The following is a 15,298-nucleotide window of genomic DNA, read 5'->3' as shown; positions in this document are numbered from 1 at the left end:
CTACCATGCTTTATGTCAGTTTGAATAACTCCCGCTAGTATGCCGTGCGGCGCCTATGAGTGAGATATGCACAACTTGGACATAAATGTGAATGTGATCGCCCCCGGGCCTGAGATGGAGATGGTGCAAAAGGCCAGGGAGACCTTGGGGGAAGGAGGGCTTAAGTCCATCCGGTTTCCGGAACCGCTGGAGTCCGCCTTCAACGAGTACTATCGCGACAAGACCCTGAAACACGTTCGGGTCGCGCTGTTGACCGGTCTCATCCTTTACGCCGTTTTCGGGCTGGTGGACGGCCTGCTCCTCCCCGCGGACCGGGCCCACATGTGGTTCATCCGGTACGCGGTGGTCTGTCCCACGGTCATCGCGGGCCTTGCTTTCACCTACTGCCCGCAGCTCAGGCGCTTCATGCAGCCGGTGGTCTCGCTGGTGATGCTGGTGGGGAGTCTCGGCATCGTCTCCATGGTCTACTACGACCCGACCCCCACCAAGAATTACTACTACTCCGGTTTGTTGCTCCTCATCATGGGGGCCTTCACCTTCGTGAGCCTGAGGCTGCGCTACGCGATCTATTGGGCGGTGGTCACCACGCTGGCGTACGAGGCGGTCGCGATCTACGTCAACCATACCGACGCGACCATCCTGATCCAGAACACCTTCAGCATCGTCGCCACCATCATCATCGGGGCCTTCTCCAACTCCCTGATGGAAAACTATCTGCGCCGCGACTTCCTGAACACGAACCTCCTCGAACACGAAAACAGGCAGCTCCAGAACGCCACCCTGGAATTGCGCCGGCTTTCCATCTCCGACCCGCTGACCGGTCTGGGCAACCGGCGTCACTTCGAGGTCATGCTCGACCAGGAGTGGCAGCGTGCGGTCCGGTCCGAATCTCCTATCGCGCTGATCTTCTTCGACATCGATTTCTTCAAGAACTTCAACGACAACTACGGACACCAGGCCGGCGACAACTGCCTGAAACTCGTGGCGCATGAACTCGGGCGCTTCGCCAGGCGGCCGGGGGATACCGCGGCGCGCTACGGCGGCGAGGAGTTCGTTCTGCTGCTATCCGGCATCGGCCTGGCCGATGCGGCGACCATCGCCAAGTCCTGCCGCAAGGCCGTGGAGGCGCTTCAGATCCAGCACAGCCATTCACCGGTTGCCGGGGTGGTCACGGTAAGCGCGGGTGTTGCCGGCATGATTCCCGGCCTGGACGCGGACAGGCAGCAACTGGTCGAGACGGCGGACAAAGCGCTCTACCGTGCCAAGCTCAAAGGTCGCAACACCGTGGTCGCTTCCAGCCGCCAGACGGACGGGAGAGCCCGGCAGGTATACCCCCAGGCAGTCAACTGAAGGTGGGGGGCGAAAGCTTCTCGGCTTCATTCTGGAAGAGAGATTTCGGAGGCGCCGGCAGAGAGCAATCCTGTCCCCCCTTCGCAAAAGGGGACGCTTGGGCTCCTGCGCCGCTTCGTGGTCGAGGGTGTTTGGAATATCGGGAACAAAGGGCCGGAACCGATAGAGGTGCCGGCCCTTTGTTGTATGGGGGGCGCGCAGCGGAATGGAGCGTTCCGCTAGAGGGACAGGCACCTAGCGGAGCCAGTCCCTTCGGACTGGAGCGGGAATCAGAGTTCTCGGCGCGGGATCGAGAGGATTTCCTCGATGTAGGACAGGTGCCATCGCTCCTGTGACAGGTTGGTGCGCAGAAGGTTCATCACCTCCTCGGGAAACGGCTGATCGACGGCTTCCTGGTACTTGCGGTTGGTCAGCTTTTCGTTGCTTTTCATCGCCTCCAGTGCCTGCTTGGCGCCGGTGAGACTCATGAGGGCGGTGAAGCCTTCGATCAGGTAGCCCTTCAGGTCCGGGGTCGGTTTGAGCGGCGTGCCCCCTATCTGCTGCACCAAGGCGGTGAGGTTGGTGATGTGGGCGCGATGGTCATCCTGGTACTCCCTAAACCTCTTGGCGATATCCTTGTACCCGATGTGCTTGATGGCCTGCTCGTAAGCCTCGACCGCATCGACGTCCAACTGGATCAGGTCGTTCAGTCTGTCGATCATCTCCGTCTTTTCCATGCCCGCCTCCTGTGGAAAGTGTGAAAAGTTTAATCTTTGACGCAGGCATACAGTTTAGCTGCTGTCCGGTTGATGGCAACCGTGGCGGTCACAAGTATCCTGCTGTGCTTGACCTCTCTTTGCCAACCGCTATCATCCTTGTGTCGGTTCAATCACACACAGACAAACTGCACGGAGAATGTCATGGAAACGAGAACCAGCTTCAAGGCACTGGTCGTGGAGAAGGGGGAGGACCAGACCTTCACCAGGAGCATTAAAGAGCGCGCCATCGACGAACTGGATGCGGGTGAGCTTTTAGTGCGGGTGCGCTATTCCTCGCTCAACTACAAGGACGCCCTCTCCGCCACCGGGCATCCCGGCGTAACCAGGCAGTTTCCGCATACACCGGGCATCGATGCCGCCGGAGAGGTCGTTTCCTGCAGCGACGGCAGCTTCGCGCCGGGCGACCAGGTGGTGGTTACCGGACACGACCTCGGCATGGAAACCGACGGAGGGTGGGGCGAGTACATCCGCGTCCCCTCGTCATGGGGGGTACCGCTTCCGGCCGGGCTCTCCTTGCGGGAGAGCATGATCCTGGGGACGGCCGGTTTCACCGCCGGGCTCTCGGTGTTGAAGCTGGAGCGGGCGGGGGTAAGGCCGGAAAGCGGCGATATCCTGGTCACCGGCGCAACCGGCGGCGTCGGGACCCTGGCCGTCAGCATCCTGGCCAAAGCGGGCTACCGGGTGGTCGCCGCCACGGGGAAGATGGGGGACGCTCCCTTCCTGACGGAGATGGGGGCGGCGGAGGTGATTTCCCGGGAGGAGGTTACCGCGGGAGGGGAGCGGGCCCTGATGAAGGAGCGTTGGGCGGGGGCGGTCGACGTGGTCGGCGGCGAGACCCTCGCCGCCGTGCTGAAATCAACCCGTTACGGTGGGACCGTCACCTGCTGCGGTCTGGTGGGGTCGGCTGATCTCCCGGTTAACGTCCATCCCTTCATCCTGCGCGCCGTGACCCTGGTCGGTATAGACTCCTCGCGCTGCCCGAGCGCCACCCGGCTGGAGGTATGGCAGCGGCTCGCGGGCCCCTGGCGCCCCGCACTTCTGGACCGGATGGCGACCGAGGTGACACTGGAGGGGCTGGAGGAGAGGATCGGCCGCATCCTGCAGGGGGGGATCCGGGGGAGGGTCCTGGTGCAGTTGTGAGCTGGCCTCGTGGGGTGGCAAAGCGATGAAAAGAAAAGGCCAGTCCGTTATGGACCGGCCTTTTTATCTGGGGGCGCGGCGGGGGCGGCTCAGGAAATCGGGATGCGGTGCCCGGTGCCGCGATGCTGTTCCGGCTTGGGGAGCCGGATGGTGAGGACCCCGTGCTTCAGGTCCGCCTTGATCTTTTCTTCATCCACCGGATACGGCAGCGTCACGCTGCGGGAGAAGCTGCCGTAGCGGCACTCGGAGAGGAACCCTCCCGCGCTTCCCTTCTCCTCGCGCACGATCTTCTTTTCGCCCCGGATGGTCAGGCGCCGGTCGACCAACTCCACCTTGAAGTCTTCCTTATTCATCCCGGGGACTTCCGCCCGGATCACCAGTTCCTCTGCCGTTTCGTGCATGTCGACCAGCGGACCGCCGCGCTGCATGAACGCCGGAATGGCGTCTGCGGTGAGGTTCTCCAGCGTCCGTTCCTCTCTCTTTGCGGGCACCAGGTTGTTCAGCAGGGTGCCCACCTTGTCCTGTACATGTTCAAGGGCTTCACGCCACTTCTCAGGTACCAGGGTTGCCATCCCTCACTCACCTCCTGTCGAAACGTCCTCAGCTCACCTGTACCTCGATACGCCGCGGTTTCGCGATCTCGGCCTTCGGGATGCGCAGGGTGAGGATGCCGTTGGCGAAATCGGCCTTGGCCTTGTCGTGGTCGAGGCTCTCCGGAATGGTGAACTGGCGGAAGTAGCTGCCCAGTTCGAATTCGCGGTAGACCGGGGTGCCGGCGATGCTGTGGGAGGCGGGCGCGCTGATGGTCAGCACCCCCTTCTCCACGTTGACGTCGATGCTCTCTTTGCCTGCGCCCGGGAGGTCCGCGGTCACGAAAAGACCTTCCTCGGTTTCAATGATGTTCACTGCCGGGCGTATGAACCTCTCGTTCGACCGTGTCTCTTCACGGGGCTGAACGTTCATCTCGTCGTTTCTTTCGGTCAAGCTGTTGGGTGCCATATCGATAACCTCCTCTCTCCATGGATTCGCTTAGGAAAGCTTGATTTCGATCCGTTTCGGCTTGGCGTGTTCCGCCTTGGCCATGGTTATGGTCATGATGCCGTCCTTGCACTGGGCGGTGATCCTGTTGGCATCGATGTCGACCGGGAGCTCGAGGGTGCGGCTGAATTTTCCGGAGCCGAGCTCGGTGCGGTGCACGATCCCCTTCATCTCGGGGAAGGGCTTGCGTTCGCCGCTGATGGTCAGGGTGTTCCTGAGCACCGAGAGGTCGACGTCCTTGGGGTCCACCCCGGGGATCAGGGCTTCGACGTAGACGTTGCCTTCGTCCTCGCTGAAGTTGACCATCGGGAAACGGCGGGTGGTCACCGGCGAGAGGAACGTCGGTCCGAAGGGGCGGCTAACTCCCGCACCGCGGAAGGCTTCGTCGATCTCTCTTCTCAGGTTGTCCAATTCTCTGAAAACATCCCAACTTGCCATGTCATGTACCTCCTTTCGGTGAGTCATTTCCTGAGCGTAAGGTAATCATCGTTTTCGCGCTGTCAAGGGGGGGCAACAAGAAAAAAGGGGGATTTTACGGCTGGTTGAGGCGGGGTGCTCACTGTCGACCGGCGGCAGGTGGCCGCCGGCCATGCCGCGCGCCTTGCCGGCGACATCGTCCAATATACCCATGTCATCCTCCCTGGCGGTAGCGCTGTTTGCATTTGTTTATTTTAATAAACGCAGAAGTGTACCACGCCTCTGGCCGGATGGAAGTGGCCGGATATACTTTGCCATCATGCCAAGGGGGTGACGCATGCATTCGATCGGCAACGAGGCTTTACTCGACCTGCGCAAGGTGGCGTTTCTGTGTTCCCGCAAGTTTCCCCAGGAGGCGGCGGAAAAGGCGTACCACTGGGCCGACGCGCAGCGGCTGGCTGGCAATTGCGTCATCTCGGGCTATCACTCTCCCATCGAGAAAGAGGTGCTGTGCCGACTATTGCAGGGAAACCAGCCCGTCATCATCGCCTTGGCCCAGGGGCTCAACCGGCTGGACCCGGCTTGGGAGCGGCACCTGACGGCAGGACGCCTGCTGGTGATCTCGCGCTACGCCAAGAGTGTGAGCCATCCCTGCGAGTCGAAGTGCTATCAGCGCAACAAGATGATGATTGACCTTGCCGACAGCATTGTCATAGCGCATGTCTCCCCAGGAGGGAGCCTGGAGCGGCTTTGCTCAGACTGCGGCACCAAACTCGTTCTGCTGTGAAAGCATTGGCTAGGTAAATTCTAAAAATAAAAATATTGACAATCCGCGTCCCCTTCTCTATAAACGAAATCAACTTTCAAAACCAGCCACAGCATTATCCAGTTGACCGCCTCAACACCTCAGTCAATCAAGTGCTTAGCCGGAGAAGTGCCGCCGGGGGGAACTCTATACCCATCGCGCTTCTGTATGTGTATTGCCATGTTGATGGCCTGAAAGTGAATGTCATTGTATGTAAATTCAGGAGGGCTCCCTCCGGTACCACAGAGGCATGTGTGACCCAAGCGAATCAGAAGGTGAAAGAGCAGTTTAACCATTTTCTCTCCAAGAAAGGGCTCAAGGGGACGCTGCAACGCAACCTTATCCTGGACGCGTTTCTCGACCTTGACCGCTCCACCCATATCGACGAGTTGTACCTGCTCCTGCGGGGCAAGCATCCCACTATCGGTCATGCCACCGTCTACCGTGCGCTACGGCTCTTTGCCGCCGCCGGAGTAGCCCGGGAAATCAACCGGGGAGACGGGCTCACCCGCTATGAAGTTGCCAGTGGGGGGAAGCGCCGCGACTACCTGGTATGCATCGACTGCGGCACCGTCACTGAATTCGACAACAGCACCGTCGAACAGTTCCAGGCTGAAGTTGCAGGCAGCATGGGATTCAGCATTCAATCGCTGAAGATCGAGTTGCGCGGCGTGTGCAACCACTGCAAGGCACAGCAAGGCTGACATCTCCAACACCATATCTTCTGACAAAAGTCGCGGCGCAACAGTGTCGGTCAGACTCTGCGGCCGCTCAAGGGAGTAGTGTTTTTTTTCTTCACTCAATGAAATTGGTATTCAATTTTGCTTGATGGCGACAGAAAGCCCACACGGTCCAAACACCCAGTCGCAGAAACAGCAACTTACCCAGATTACTTACAACGGCTGGCGCAATCACCGTAGAGAAAAAGAGGAGATCGTATGTTCAAAGTGAAGAAGATTACCGTCACCGGAATGTTCCTGTTGGGGAACCTTTTCCTGTCTTCCGGAGCGGCGTTCGCTCTGCATCCCGAACTGGTGGTGCCGGAGCAGGTCGAGTGCAAGGTCAAGGCTTGCCAGGAGATCATGCGGTTGGGCAACAAGTACCAGGTGGAGGGGCTCTTCTCCAAGGAGTTCAGGGAAGGAAAGGCGCAGTGCTCCCGCATGGACGTGGCGCTGGCGGTGCATCTTCTCACCGAGAAGATGGCGGAGAAGGTGGTCAAGGAAGGGAACCAGGCGGTGGACAAGGAGGACCTGGTGCTCTTGAGTGACCTCAAGGAGGAACTGCGTGCGGAGATGCTCCTGGTGGGGACGAGGACTTTTCAGTCGCGTCACGAGGATCTCGGTACCAGGTTCACCGCCCTGACCAAGAACATCTCCCTTTCCGGCGGCATGGTGGGTGTCCTGCAGGGCACAAGCGGTAACAAGCCCAAGGATTCCACCGACGTCGTCGGGCGGGCCGACCTCGTGTTCAACTTCAAGGTGGGTGACAACACCATAGCGGTCATCGACGTCGAGGCAACCGGTGGCGACGGCATCGACGCCAAACGCACCTCCTTTTCCGGGCTGAACGGCGTGGCCGGCTCCACCGGGGACCGGGTCCGCTTCCGCGAGGCGTGGATCGAACACTCCGCCCTGAACGACCGCCTGCTCTTTACCGCCGGCAAGGTCGATCTCTCCAACTACTTCGACAGCAACGCAGTAGCGGGTGACGAGAACAGCCAGTTCCTCTCCGGCGCCTTCGTTCATTCCGCCGTCCTTCCCTTCCCGGCCAACGGCCCGGGCGCGCGCATCCAGGCGAAACTCGCGGAGCCGCTCACCTTCGGCATCGGTTACGGCAGCGGCGACGCCAACAGCTCGGACAGCTCGGACAGCGCCAATATCTTCGACCACGGCTTCGGCATCGCCGAGCTGGACTACAAGCACAAAGTCGGCGAACTGGAGGGGAACTACCGGATCTACGGCGCCTTCGACGGCGCACCGGCAGACGGGACCGGCAAGCTGGTCGCCAAAAACGCGTACACCCTGGGCGTCAGCTTCGATCAACAGATCACCGACAAGCTCACCCTCTTCGCACGCTACGGCCAACGTGACAAGGATGTCTACGCGGCAACGCGCGCCTGGAGTGCCGGCGGCCAGTACCAAGGGCTCATCGCCGGTCGCAAGGACGACGTCGCGGGCTTCGCCTACGGGCAGGTGCAGGCGGCCCGGGCCGTGGCCGACGCCCAGGAGAAGCTTGCCGAGGTCTACTACAAGTACAAGGTGAGCGACCAGATCGAGATCTCGCCGGTGGCGCAGTACCTGGTCAACCCCGCCGGCCTGCGCGGCAACGAAAACGTGCTGGCGCTCGCCCTGCGCGCGAAGATCAGCTTCTAGAGAGGCGAAACCAAGAGGGTGGCGCCGACGATGCGCCGCGGGATGGTACGAAAACACGTAAAGGAGCACAAATGATACCTCTGGGACTTTTAAGTGCGGGAGAAAATGGCGAGATCGTCGAGATCGCGTTCGCCAAGGGGGAGGCGGGCGGCGCCGGCAGCGCCGAACAGGAAAAGAGCCTGGTCCGGGTCGAGGAGATGGGACTGCGCATCGGCAAACACGTTGAAATGCTGACCAACGGCGGCAGCACCATCCTGCTCAGGGTGGACGAGGCGAGGATCGCCCTGGCCCGCCGCATGGCGATGAAAATCATGGTGAGGAGATAATGATGAATCTGGCAAAGCTTAAACCGGGGCAGCAGGGGAAGATCACCTCCATCGGATCGATCGGACCGCTGAAAAGGCGCCTCATGGATATGGGGGTGCTGGTGGGCGAGGACGTCAAGGTGCTCAAGGTGGCGCCGTTGGGCGATCCCATCGAGGTGAGCATCAAGAGCTACAACCTCTCGCTCAGGAAGAAGGAAGCCGAAGGTATCGCGGTGGAGGTGGCAGGATGAGTACGCAGCTGAAATTGAAGGACGAGGAAGTGCAAGGCGAGGTGTCCGGGCAGAGCGCCGAGGCGCGCGTCATCACGGTGGCGGTGGCGGGCAATCCCAACTCCGGCAAATCGACCCTGATCAACGCCATCGCCGGTACCAGGCTCCACGTGGGCAACTGGGCCGGGGTGACGGTGGAAAAGAAAGAGGCCCTCTTCGACTTCGGCGGCAGGAAGATCCGGCTGGTGGACCTTCCCGGCACCTACTCGCTCTCTCCCTACTCGCAGGAGGAGATCGTGGCGCGGGATTACCTGGTGCACCAGCGCCCGGACCTGATCATCAACGTGGTCGACGCCACCAACCTGGAGCGCAACCTCTACCTCACCGTCCAGGTCATGGAGCTGGGCATCCCGGTGGTGATGGCGCTCAACATCTACGACGAGGCCCAGGAGAAGGGATACCGGATCGACACGGCCGGCATTCAGCAGATGCTGGGCATAGCCGTGGTGCCCACCTCGGCCACCAAGAAGACCGGCCTTGACGAACTCCTGGGAACGGTGCTGCACGTGGTGGATGCGCCGAACCTGCGGGTTCCCAAGAGGCTCAATTACGGCGAGGACATCGAGCTCGCCTCCGACTACCTGGCCAAGACCTTCCAGATCAGCTACCCCGCGTTGTTGCAGCGCTACCCGCAGCGCTGGCTGCTCCTGAAGCTGATGGAGCAGGACAGCCACGTGATGAAGGAGCTGGGCCTGGACAACCTCGCCTTCCTGGACCAGGCGCTGCACCACCTGAGGAGGGCGCACGGCGAGGACGTGGAGTCCATCATGGCCGACGCCCGCTACTCGCTCGCCTCCGGTCTCACGCGCGAGGTGCTGCAAAAGCCGGAACTGCGTCAGACCGAGCTCACCGAGAAGATCGACAAGATCGTGCTGAACCGTTTCCTGGGGATCCCGATCTTCATGGCGGCCATGTGGCTGTTGTTCAAGCTCACCTTCGACCTCTCCGCCCCCTTCGGCAAGTGGATCGGCGCCATGACCGACGGCCCCTTCAAGCGCTGGGCCTCGGCCATCCTGACCCCGCTCGGGGCACCGGACTGGACCGTGTCTCTGGTGAACGACGGGGTGATCGCCGGGGTGGGATCGGTACTGGTCTTCGTGCCGGTGATCTTCGCCATGATGTTCTTCATCACCTTCCTGGAGGGGAGCGGCTACATGGCCCGCGCCGCCTTCGTCATGGACCGCACCATGCACTCCATCGGCCTGCACGGCAAGTCGTTCATCCCGATGCTGCTCGGTTTCGGCTGCAACGTCCCCGGCATCTACGCGACGAGGACGCTGGAGAACCCGAAGGACAAGGTGCTGACCGCGCTGCTCGTGCCGCTCATGTCGTGCGGCGCGCGCCTGCCGGTGTACGTGCTCTTCGTCGGCATCTTCTTCCCCAAGAACTCCAGCACCGTGATCTGGTCGCTGTACGTGATGGGAATCCTGCTCGCCGTGGTGATGGGGCTCGTCTTCAAGAGGACGCTGTTCCGCGGCGAGGCGCCCATGTTCATCATGGAACTTCCCCCTTATCGCATGCCGAGCCTGCACAGCCTCTGCGTGCACACCTGGGAGAAGGGGAAGCACTTCCTGTTCAAGGCCGGAACCTACATCTTCGCCGTGTCGGTCCTGGTCTGGTTCATGTTGAACCTCCCCTGGGGCGTCGAGCACAAGCGCGATTCCTACCTGGGGCAGGCCGGCGCCGCCATCGCGCCGGTGTTCGAGCCCGTCGGCTTCGGGAACTGGGAGGCCGCCTCCTCGCTGATCACCGGGGTTATCGCCAAGGAAATCGTGGTCGGGACCATGGGCGAAATCTACGCGCCCAAGAAGGATGAGAAGAAGGGAGTTCCGAGCCTGCGTGAAGACCTCAAGGAGGTGGCCACCACCTTTGGCGAGGCCTGCGTCAAGGCGGTGAAGACCCTGCTCTACCTGCCCCAGGCGGAAGAGAAGGAGGAGGACCGGGGAGGCTTGAACCTCGCCATCCAGGGAGCCTTCACGCCGCTCACCGCTTACGCCTTCATGGCCTTCGTGCTGCTCTACATGCCCTGCGTGGTGGCCATCGCGGCGATGCGGCAGGAGTTCGGCACCTGGAAGTGGGCCGGGGTGGGCCTGCTGTACCAGACGGCGCTGGCCTGGACCGCCGCGCTCATCATCTACCAGGGGGGGAAGCTCCTGGGCTTGGGAGGTTGAAAATGGGAATTGCCGACGTGATCATCGCCGCTGTCATCGTTGCGGGAGCCTGCTACATCCTGTACGCCACGCTCTGGAGGAAGAAGGGGTGCTGCGGCTGCGAGGGGGGGAGTTGCTGCAAGAAATAAGAGGCCAAAGAAGAGGGCCGGGGGCGTTTTCCCCCGGCCCATTTTTTTGCTGGCAACCGCGTGGTCAGGCGTAGACGGAGAATCCCTGCGGCGGGTTGATCGCCGTCGCCTGCTGGGCCAGGATATTGGCCATCTGCATCTGGGCCTCGGCCGCGGTTTTGACCAGTTGCATGGCGACGGCCTGCTGGGTGAGGGCCGCGGCGCCTGCTACCTGGCTGGCTGCTATGGCTGCGACATCCATGACTGATACCTCCTGCTGGCTTTTACCTCGGGCACCCGGCTCTTATCGGTTGGAGAGCGCGTCACCTTGAGGGGAAACTGGGCCGCCCGCTATTCCTTCAGCGTGGTTTCCACCCGGATTTCGCTGGTGAGGGTGCGGTGCACCGGGCATTTTTCGGCGATCTCCAGGAGCTTCCCACGCTGTTCCTGGTCGAGCTCGCCGATCAGTTCCAGCTCCCGCACGAACCTGTCGATGCGGCGGTCCTGGGCCTCGCAGTCGCGGCAGTCCTCGGCGTGGATCTTGTGATGGGAGAGTCGGACCAGCGCGTCCACGAGCGGCCATCCCTTGCGCCGGGCGTACATCTGCACGGTCATGGAGGTGCAGGCCGCAAGTCCCGCCATGAGGAACTCGTAGGGGGACGGCCCCTCGTTGCTGCCGCCGTAACTGACCGGCTCGTCCGCCGTCAGGCTGAAGCCGTTGGCGAAGATCTCGGTACGGAAGCCTTCGGCGCCGGTGCGGGCGGTGACCCGGTTGTCGGAGGCGTCGAGTCGCGGCGGCTCGGCGGGCTCGGGCTCGGCGATGTCGAGGTAGCGCGCGGCCCAGGCCGCGATCACCTCTCCCGCGTAGCGCGAGTCGGCGGCCTCGGACAGCAGATGGTCGGCGCTCCCGAGGGAAATGAAGCTCTTGGGGTGGTGGGCCGCCTGGAAGATCTGGGTCGCGTTGTCGATCTCCACTATGGTGTCCGCGGGAGAATGCAGGACCAGGAGCGCCCCCTGCAGGTGGGCCAGCGTCTCGGCCGGGCGCTGCGCTTCCAGGTCATCGAGCAGGTTTTTCCTGATGGTGAAATCGCTGCCGCCGAGGTTGACCGTCGCCTCTCCCTGCCGCTCGACCTGCTCGGCCGACTCCCCCAGCAGGCGGCGCAGGTGGGAGGGGCTGTAGGGAGCCGCGATGGTGGCCACCGCCGTGGCCGACGGGATCTCGCCGGCCGCGACCAGTACCGCCGAGCCCCCCAGCGAGTGCCCCACCAAAAGCCGCGGCGCCTCGTACTCGCGCTCGAGGAAGCGCGCCGCCGCCACCAGGTCGCTCACCTGGGAGGAGAAGGTGGTATCGGCGAAATCACCCTCGCTCTCGCCAAGCCCCGTGAAGTCGAAGCGAAGCACGGCGATGCGCCGGGTGCTCATGGCACGCGTGATGTTGACGGCGGCCTTGATGTTCTTCGAGCAGGTGAAGCAGTGGGCGAAGATGGCATAGGCGACCGGCCGCTCGTCGTCGGGAAGCTCAAGCCGGGCCGCCAACCGATAACCGCTGTCGTTGACGAAGGTGATCCTCTTGGTATTCATCGCGAGCTCCTTGCCGATCCCTTGGGCCGTTCTCGGGATCAGTCTTCATGCAAGTCACAATAATAATGTTAGAGCCGGTTAAGTCAATTGTTCGGGATCCGAAAAGAGCTTGTGAAGGTGAAACGTCGCGACCTTCCCTTTCAATGTTACGATAAATTAGAATAATGGGATCTAAATCACATTATCACCGTTCTTTATATCTTTTCTCAATTCGGTAAATAGGTTATATAAAAACATTTGCAAGTATTATTATGCCATGTAATGCCATTGCGGGGAGTACGAAGATGTTCGCAAACTGGTCCATCAAGAAGAGGATAGTTGCTTCAGTTGTCGCCTTGTGTGTCGCCAGCATCACCATACTGGGGCTGTTCGCCTACCAGTACCAGATGCACCAGATGCGGGAGGGGTTGAAGGACGAAGCCGCCAACAGCGGCCGGCTGTTCGAGGCGATCCTGAAAGGCGACGCCGAGGGGCTCGCCCGTGCCCATGCCGGCCTGGACAAGCTCGACGTGCTGCTGGCGCCCTTCGCCGCCGGCAACAAGGACGCGCTGCTCGCCGCCGCCAAGCCCATCTTCAGCGAGATCAAGCAGAACAACAACATAACCCACATGTACTTCATCCAGCCTGACGGCAAGGTGCTGCTGCGGGCGCACAAGCCGGAGCAGGATGGCGACATCCTCAAGCGGGAGACCTTCCTGAAGGCCCAGTCCACCAAGCAGGTGTCCTGGGGGCTGGAGATGGGTAAGAACTTCTTTTCGCTGCGCTGCGTCAAGCCGGTCAGCTACCGTGGCAACGCGCTGGGTTACATGGAGGTGGCCGAGGAGATCGACCACGTCTTCCAGCAGATGAAGCAGATAACCGGCAACGACGTCACCCTCTTTCTCAGCGACGAATTCCTGAAGAGCAAGTCCACCGACCTGAAGAGCGAGGCGGCGCATTCGTTCCGGATCCTCTACCCGACCCAGAAGGCGGTCGCCCTTGGCCTCGCCGCCAAGGTCGGTCCCGAGATGACCGAGGGGCTCAAGGAGCCCCGCATCGCCATCGTCTCCTATAACGGCGGCAAGTACTTGGTCGGTATCAGCCCGGTCAAGGACGCCTCGGGCGAAACCGTGGGCATCCTGTTCTCCCACAAGGAGATCAGCCCGCTGTTCATGACCATGTGGAAAGGGGTGGCCGCCCAGATGGCGATCTTCATCTCCATCGTTTTGGCCGCCGTCACCATCCTCTACCTGTCGCTCAAGCCGAGCCTCGACCTCTTCCACACCCTCAAGGAGCATATCGTCTCGGTCACCTCGACCTGGGACCTGAACCGCCGCCTCGAGGTGGAAACCCGCGACGAGGTCGGGGCCATGGCCGCCGACTTCAACGACATGACGGACAAGCTCGCCGTGATGGTGCGCCAGGTGAGCCACTCAAGCAACGAGCTGGGCGCGGTCTCGGAGAACCTGGTGCAGGTTTCCAGCACGGTCATGTGGGCCGCCGAGCAGCAATCCACCTCGGTCAACGAGGCGTCCAGCGCCATGACCCAGATCACCACCTCGATCAAGGGGGTGGCACGGGCGGTGGAGGGGCTGTCGCAGTCGGCGTCGGAGAGCTCCTCGTCGGTACTGGAGATGGCTTCCAGCGTCGAGGAGGTGGCGCTCAACGCAGAGGCGCTGGCCCAGCAGGTGGACGAGGTCGGCTCCGCCATCATCGAGATGTCCGCCTCCATCAAGCAGGTGGGGAGAAACGCCGACCTGCTCCTCGAGGAAGCCAGCATCAACTCCTCCTCCATAGTGGAGATGGACAGCTCGATCAAGGAAGTGGAGAAGAACGCGCTGAACACGGTGCGGATTTCCGAAGCGGTCAAGCAGGACGCGGAGGTGGGCAAGAGCGCGGTCGACTCAACCATCGTCGGGATCAGCGCCATCAAGGACTCCTCGCGCATCACCTCCGAGGTCATCGCCACCCTGTCGCAGCGCGCCGGCGACATCGGCACCATCCTCTCGGTCATCGACGACGTCGCCGAGCAGACCAACCTCCTGGCCCTGAACGCCGCCATCATCGCCGCGCAGGCCGGCGAGCACGGCAAGGGATTCGCGGTCGTGGCCGGCGAGATCAAGCAGCTCGCCGAACGCACCAGCGCCTCCACCAGGAAGATCTCCGACGTGATCAACGGCGTCCTCGCCGAGACCGACCGCGCCGTGGCCGCCATCAGCCAGGCGGAGCAGAACATCGCCCAGGGCGAGGAACTGTCCCGGAAATCGGGCGAGGCCCTGGAGAAGATCGTCGCGGGCGTGCAGATGGCGACCGAGCAGGTCAACGGCATCGCCCGCGCCACCGCGGAGCAGGCGCGCGGCAGCCTCATGATCAGGGAAACCACCGACAAGGTGACCACCATGGTGCGCCAGATCGCCATCTCCACCCGCGAGCAGGGTGAGGGGAGCAGTCTGGTTCTGAACGCGGTGGAGAAGATGAAGATGCTCACCGAGCAGGTGAAGAATTCCACCCGCGAGCAGAGCAACGTCGGCAACTTCATCGCCAAGTCCACCGAAAACATCACCGAGATGATCCGCCACATCCAGAGGGCGTGCGACGAGCAGAGCAAGGGCGCCGACCAGGTCCTTCCGGCGGTGGAGAGCATCAAGTCCGCCACCGAGAGCAACCTGGGTGCGGTCAAGGTGCTCGGCGAAAGCACCTCGGCGCTGGCCGGCCAGATCACGGTCCTGCAAAACGAGATCGACCGCTTCGACGTCTCGTCCTTCAAGGAGTAAGGCTCCCGCTGCTGCACCACAATCCCGTTTCCACCCGTAGGGGCGAATAATCATTCGCCCCTTTTTTTGCTCTCGTAGCAGAAGGGCTGGCTCCGTGTAGGTGCCAGTCCCTCTAGTGCAACGCTCCATTTCCGCTCCGCAACCCTAAGGGGACAGGCACCTGGCGGAGCCAGTCCCCTCCTTCGGTGCCTCCGGCCAACTCCGATCCGGC

16 protein-coding genes are annotated in these 15,298 nt (G+C 61.9%); 10 read left to right on the top strand and 6 right to left on the bottom strand.

The annotated features are described in order from the left end of the window. Positions 1 to 66: 66 nt before the first annotated feature. A complete protein-coding gene (locus KOL99_RS00680) occupies positions 67 to 1,350 on the top strand; it encodes a diguanylate cyclase (protein WP_216508517.1) in 1,284 nt (427 codons plus the stop codon). Between the two features lie 269 nt (positions 1,351 to 1,619). Here the strand turns inward: KOL99_RS00680 and KOL99_RS00675 are convergent, their stop codons facing one another. Next, positions 1,620 to 2,066 (bottom strand): DUF2383 domain-containing protein, encoded by a 447-nt coding sequence (locus tag KOL99_RS00675; RefSeq protein ID WP_216508515.1) that lies wholly within the window; start codon positions 2,064 to 2,066, stop codon positions 1,620 to 1,622. Positions 2,067 to 2,249: 183 nt separating this feature from the next. Here KOL99_RS00675 and KOL99_RS00670 point away from each other — a divergent pair, with 183 nt between their 5' ends. Next, complete coding sequence (locus KOL99_RS00670) at positions 2,250 to 3,248, top strand: YhdH/YhfP family quinone oxidoreductase (protein WP_216508513.1); 999 nt, start codon at positions 2,250 to 2,252, stop codon at positions 3,246 to 3,248. 89 nt (positions 3,249 to 3,337) lie between these two features. Here the strand turns inward: KOL99_RS00670 and KOL99_RS00665 are convergent, their stop codons facing one another. From KOL99_RS00665 to KOL99_RS00655, 3 genes are read right to left on the bottom strand one after another with little or no spacing between them, the layout of a single operon-like run. Further along, on the bottom strand, positions 3,338 to 3,820 hold the full coding sequence (locus KOL99_RS00665; RefSeq protein ID WP_216508511.1) for an Hsp20/alpha crystallin family protein: 483 nt from the start codon (positions 3,818 to 3,820) through the stop codon (positions 3,338 to 3,340). Between the two features lie 28 nt (positions 3,821 to 3,848). Beyond that, positions 3,849 to 4,247, bottom strand: a complete 399-nt coding sequence (locus KOL99_RS00660) for an Hsp20/alpha crystallin family protein (RefSeq protein WP_216508509.1) — start codon at positions 4,245 to 4,247, stop codon at positions 3,849 to 3,851. 30 nt (positions 4,248 to 4,277) lie between these two features. Continuing rightward, positions 4,278 to 4,724, bottom strand: coding sequence for an Hsp20/alpha crystallin family protein (locus KOL99_RS00655; protein ID WP_216508508.1), 447 nt, complete (start codon positions 4,722 to 4,724; stop codon positions 4,278 to 4,280). A 316-nt stretch (positions 4,725 to 5,040) separates the two neighbouring features. Here KOL99_RS00655 and KOL99_RS00650 point away from each other — a divergent pair, with 316 nt between their 5' ends. The 7 genes from KOL99_RS00650 to KOL99_RS00620 all read left to right on the top strand — a co-directional run bounded on the left by KOL99_RS00650 (position 5,041) and on the right by KOL99_RS00620 (position 10,774). After that, a complete protein-coding gene (locus KOL99_RS00650) occupies positions 5,041 to 5,490 on the top strand; it encodes a DNA-processing protein DprA (RefSeq protein ID WP_216508506.1) in 450 nt (149 codons plus the stop codon). A gap of 272 nt (positions 5,491 to 5,762) precedes the next feature. Further along, complete coding sequence (locus KOL99_RS00645) at positions 5,763 to 6,212, top strand: Fur family transcriptional regulator (protein WP_216508504.1); 450 nt, start codon at positions 5,763 to 5,765, stop codon at positions 6,210 to 6,212. A 234-nt stretch (positions 6,213 to 6,446) separates the two neighbouring features. Beyond that, entirely contained in the window at positions 6,447 to 7,880 is a 1,434-nt protein-coding gene (locus tag KOL99_RS00640) for a carbohydrate porin (RefSeq protein ID WP_216508502.1), read from the top strand. 71 nt (positions 7,881 to 7,951) lie between these two features. After that, a complete protein-coding gene (locus tag KOL99_RS00635) occupies positions 7,952 to 8,206 on the top strand; it encodes a FeoA family protein (RefSeq protein WP_216508500.1) in 255 nt (84 codons plus the stop codon). A gap of 2 nt (positions 8,207 to 8,208) precedes the next feature. Then, positions 8,209 to 8,436 (top strand): FeoA family protein, encoded by a 228-nt coding sequence (locus KOL99_RS00630; protein ID WP_216508498.1) that lies wholly within the window; start codon positions 8,209 to 8,211, stop codon positions 8,434 to 8,436. Next, positions 8,433 to 10,646 carry a ferrous iron transport protein B gene (gene feoB, locus KOL99_RS00625; RefSeq protein WP_216508496.1) on the top strand — a complete coding sequence of 738 codons (2,214 nt, stop codon included), beginning with the start codon at positions 8,433 to 8,435 and terminating at the stop codon, positions 10,644 to 10,646. Before KOL99_RS00630 ends, feoB begins: the two co-directional genes overlap by 4 nt. Before the next feature lie 2 nt (positions 10,647 to 10,648). Continuing rightward, positions 10,649 to 10,774 carry a FeoB-associated Cys-rich membrane protein gene (locus tag KOL99_RS00620; RefSeq protein WP_216508494.1) on the top strand — a complete coding sequence of 42 codons (126 nt, stop codon included), beginning with the start codon at positions 10,649 to 10,651 and terminating at the stop codon, positions 10,772 to 10,774. 64 nt (positions 10,775 to 10,838) lie between these two features. Here KOL99_RS00620 and KOL99_RS00615 read toward each other — a convergent pair whose 3' ends face one another. Beyond that, positions 10,839 to 11,015: a hypothetical protein gene (locus tag KOL99_RS00615; protein ID WP_216508492.1), complete on the bottom strand. Its 177-nt coding sequence runs from the start codon at positions 11,013 to 11,015 to the stop codon at positions 10,839 to 10,841. An 89-nt stretch (positions 11,016 to 11,104) separates the two neighbouring features. Next, the gene (locus KOL99_RS00610) at positions 11,105 to 12,334 is read right to left on the bottom strand and encodes a bifunctional alpha/beta hydrolase/OsmC family protein (protein ID WP_216508491.1); all 1,230 of its coding nucleotides are present in this window, start codon (positions 12,332 to 12,334) and stop codon (positions 11,105 to 11,107) included. Between the two features lie 284 nt (positions 12,335 to 12,618). Here KOL99_RS00610 and KOL99_RS00605 point away from each other — a divergent pair, with 284 nt between their 5' ends. After that, on the top strand, positions 12,619 to 15,087 hold the full coding sequence (locus KOL99_RS00605; protein ID WP_216508489.1) for a methyl-accepting chemotaxis protein: 2,469 nt from the start codon (positions 12,619 to 12,621) through the stop codon (positions 15,085 to 15,087). Positions 15,088 to 15,298: the final 211 nt, after the last annotated feature.

Source organism: Geomonas azotofigens, assembly GCF_018919395.1.
Taxonomy (GTDB): Bacteria; Desulfobacterota; Desulfuromonadia; order Geobacterales; family Geobacteraceae; genus Geomonas; species Geomonas azotofigens.
The sequence above is the reverse complement of the archived record's forward strand: the minus strand, read 5'-3'. Positions and strand labels throughout refer to the sequence as shown.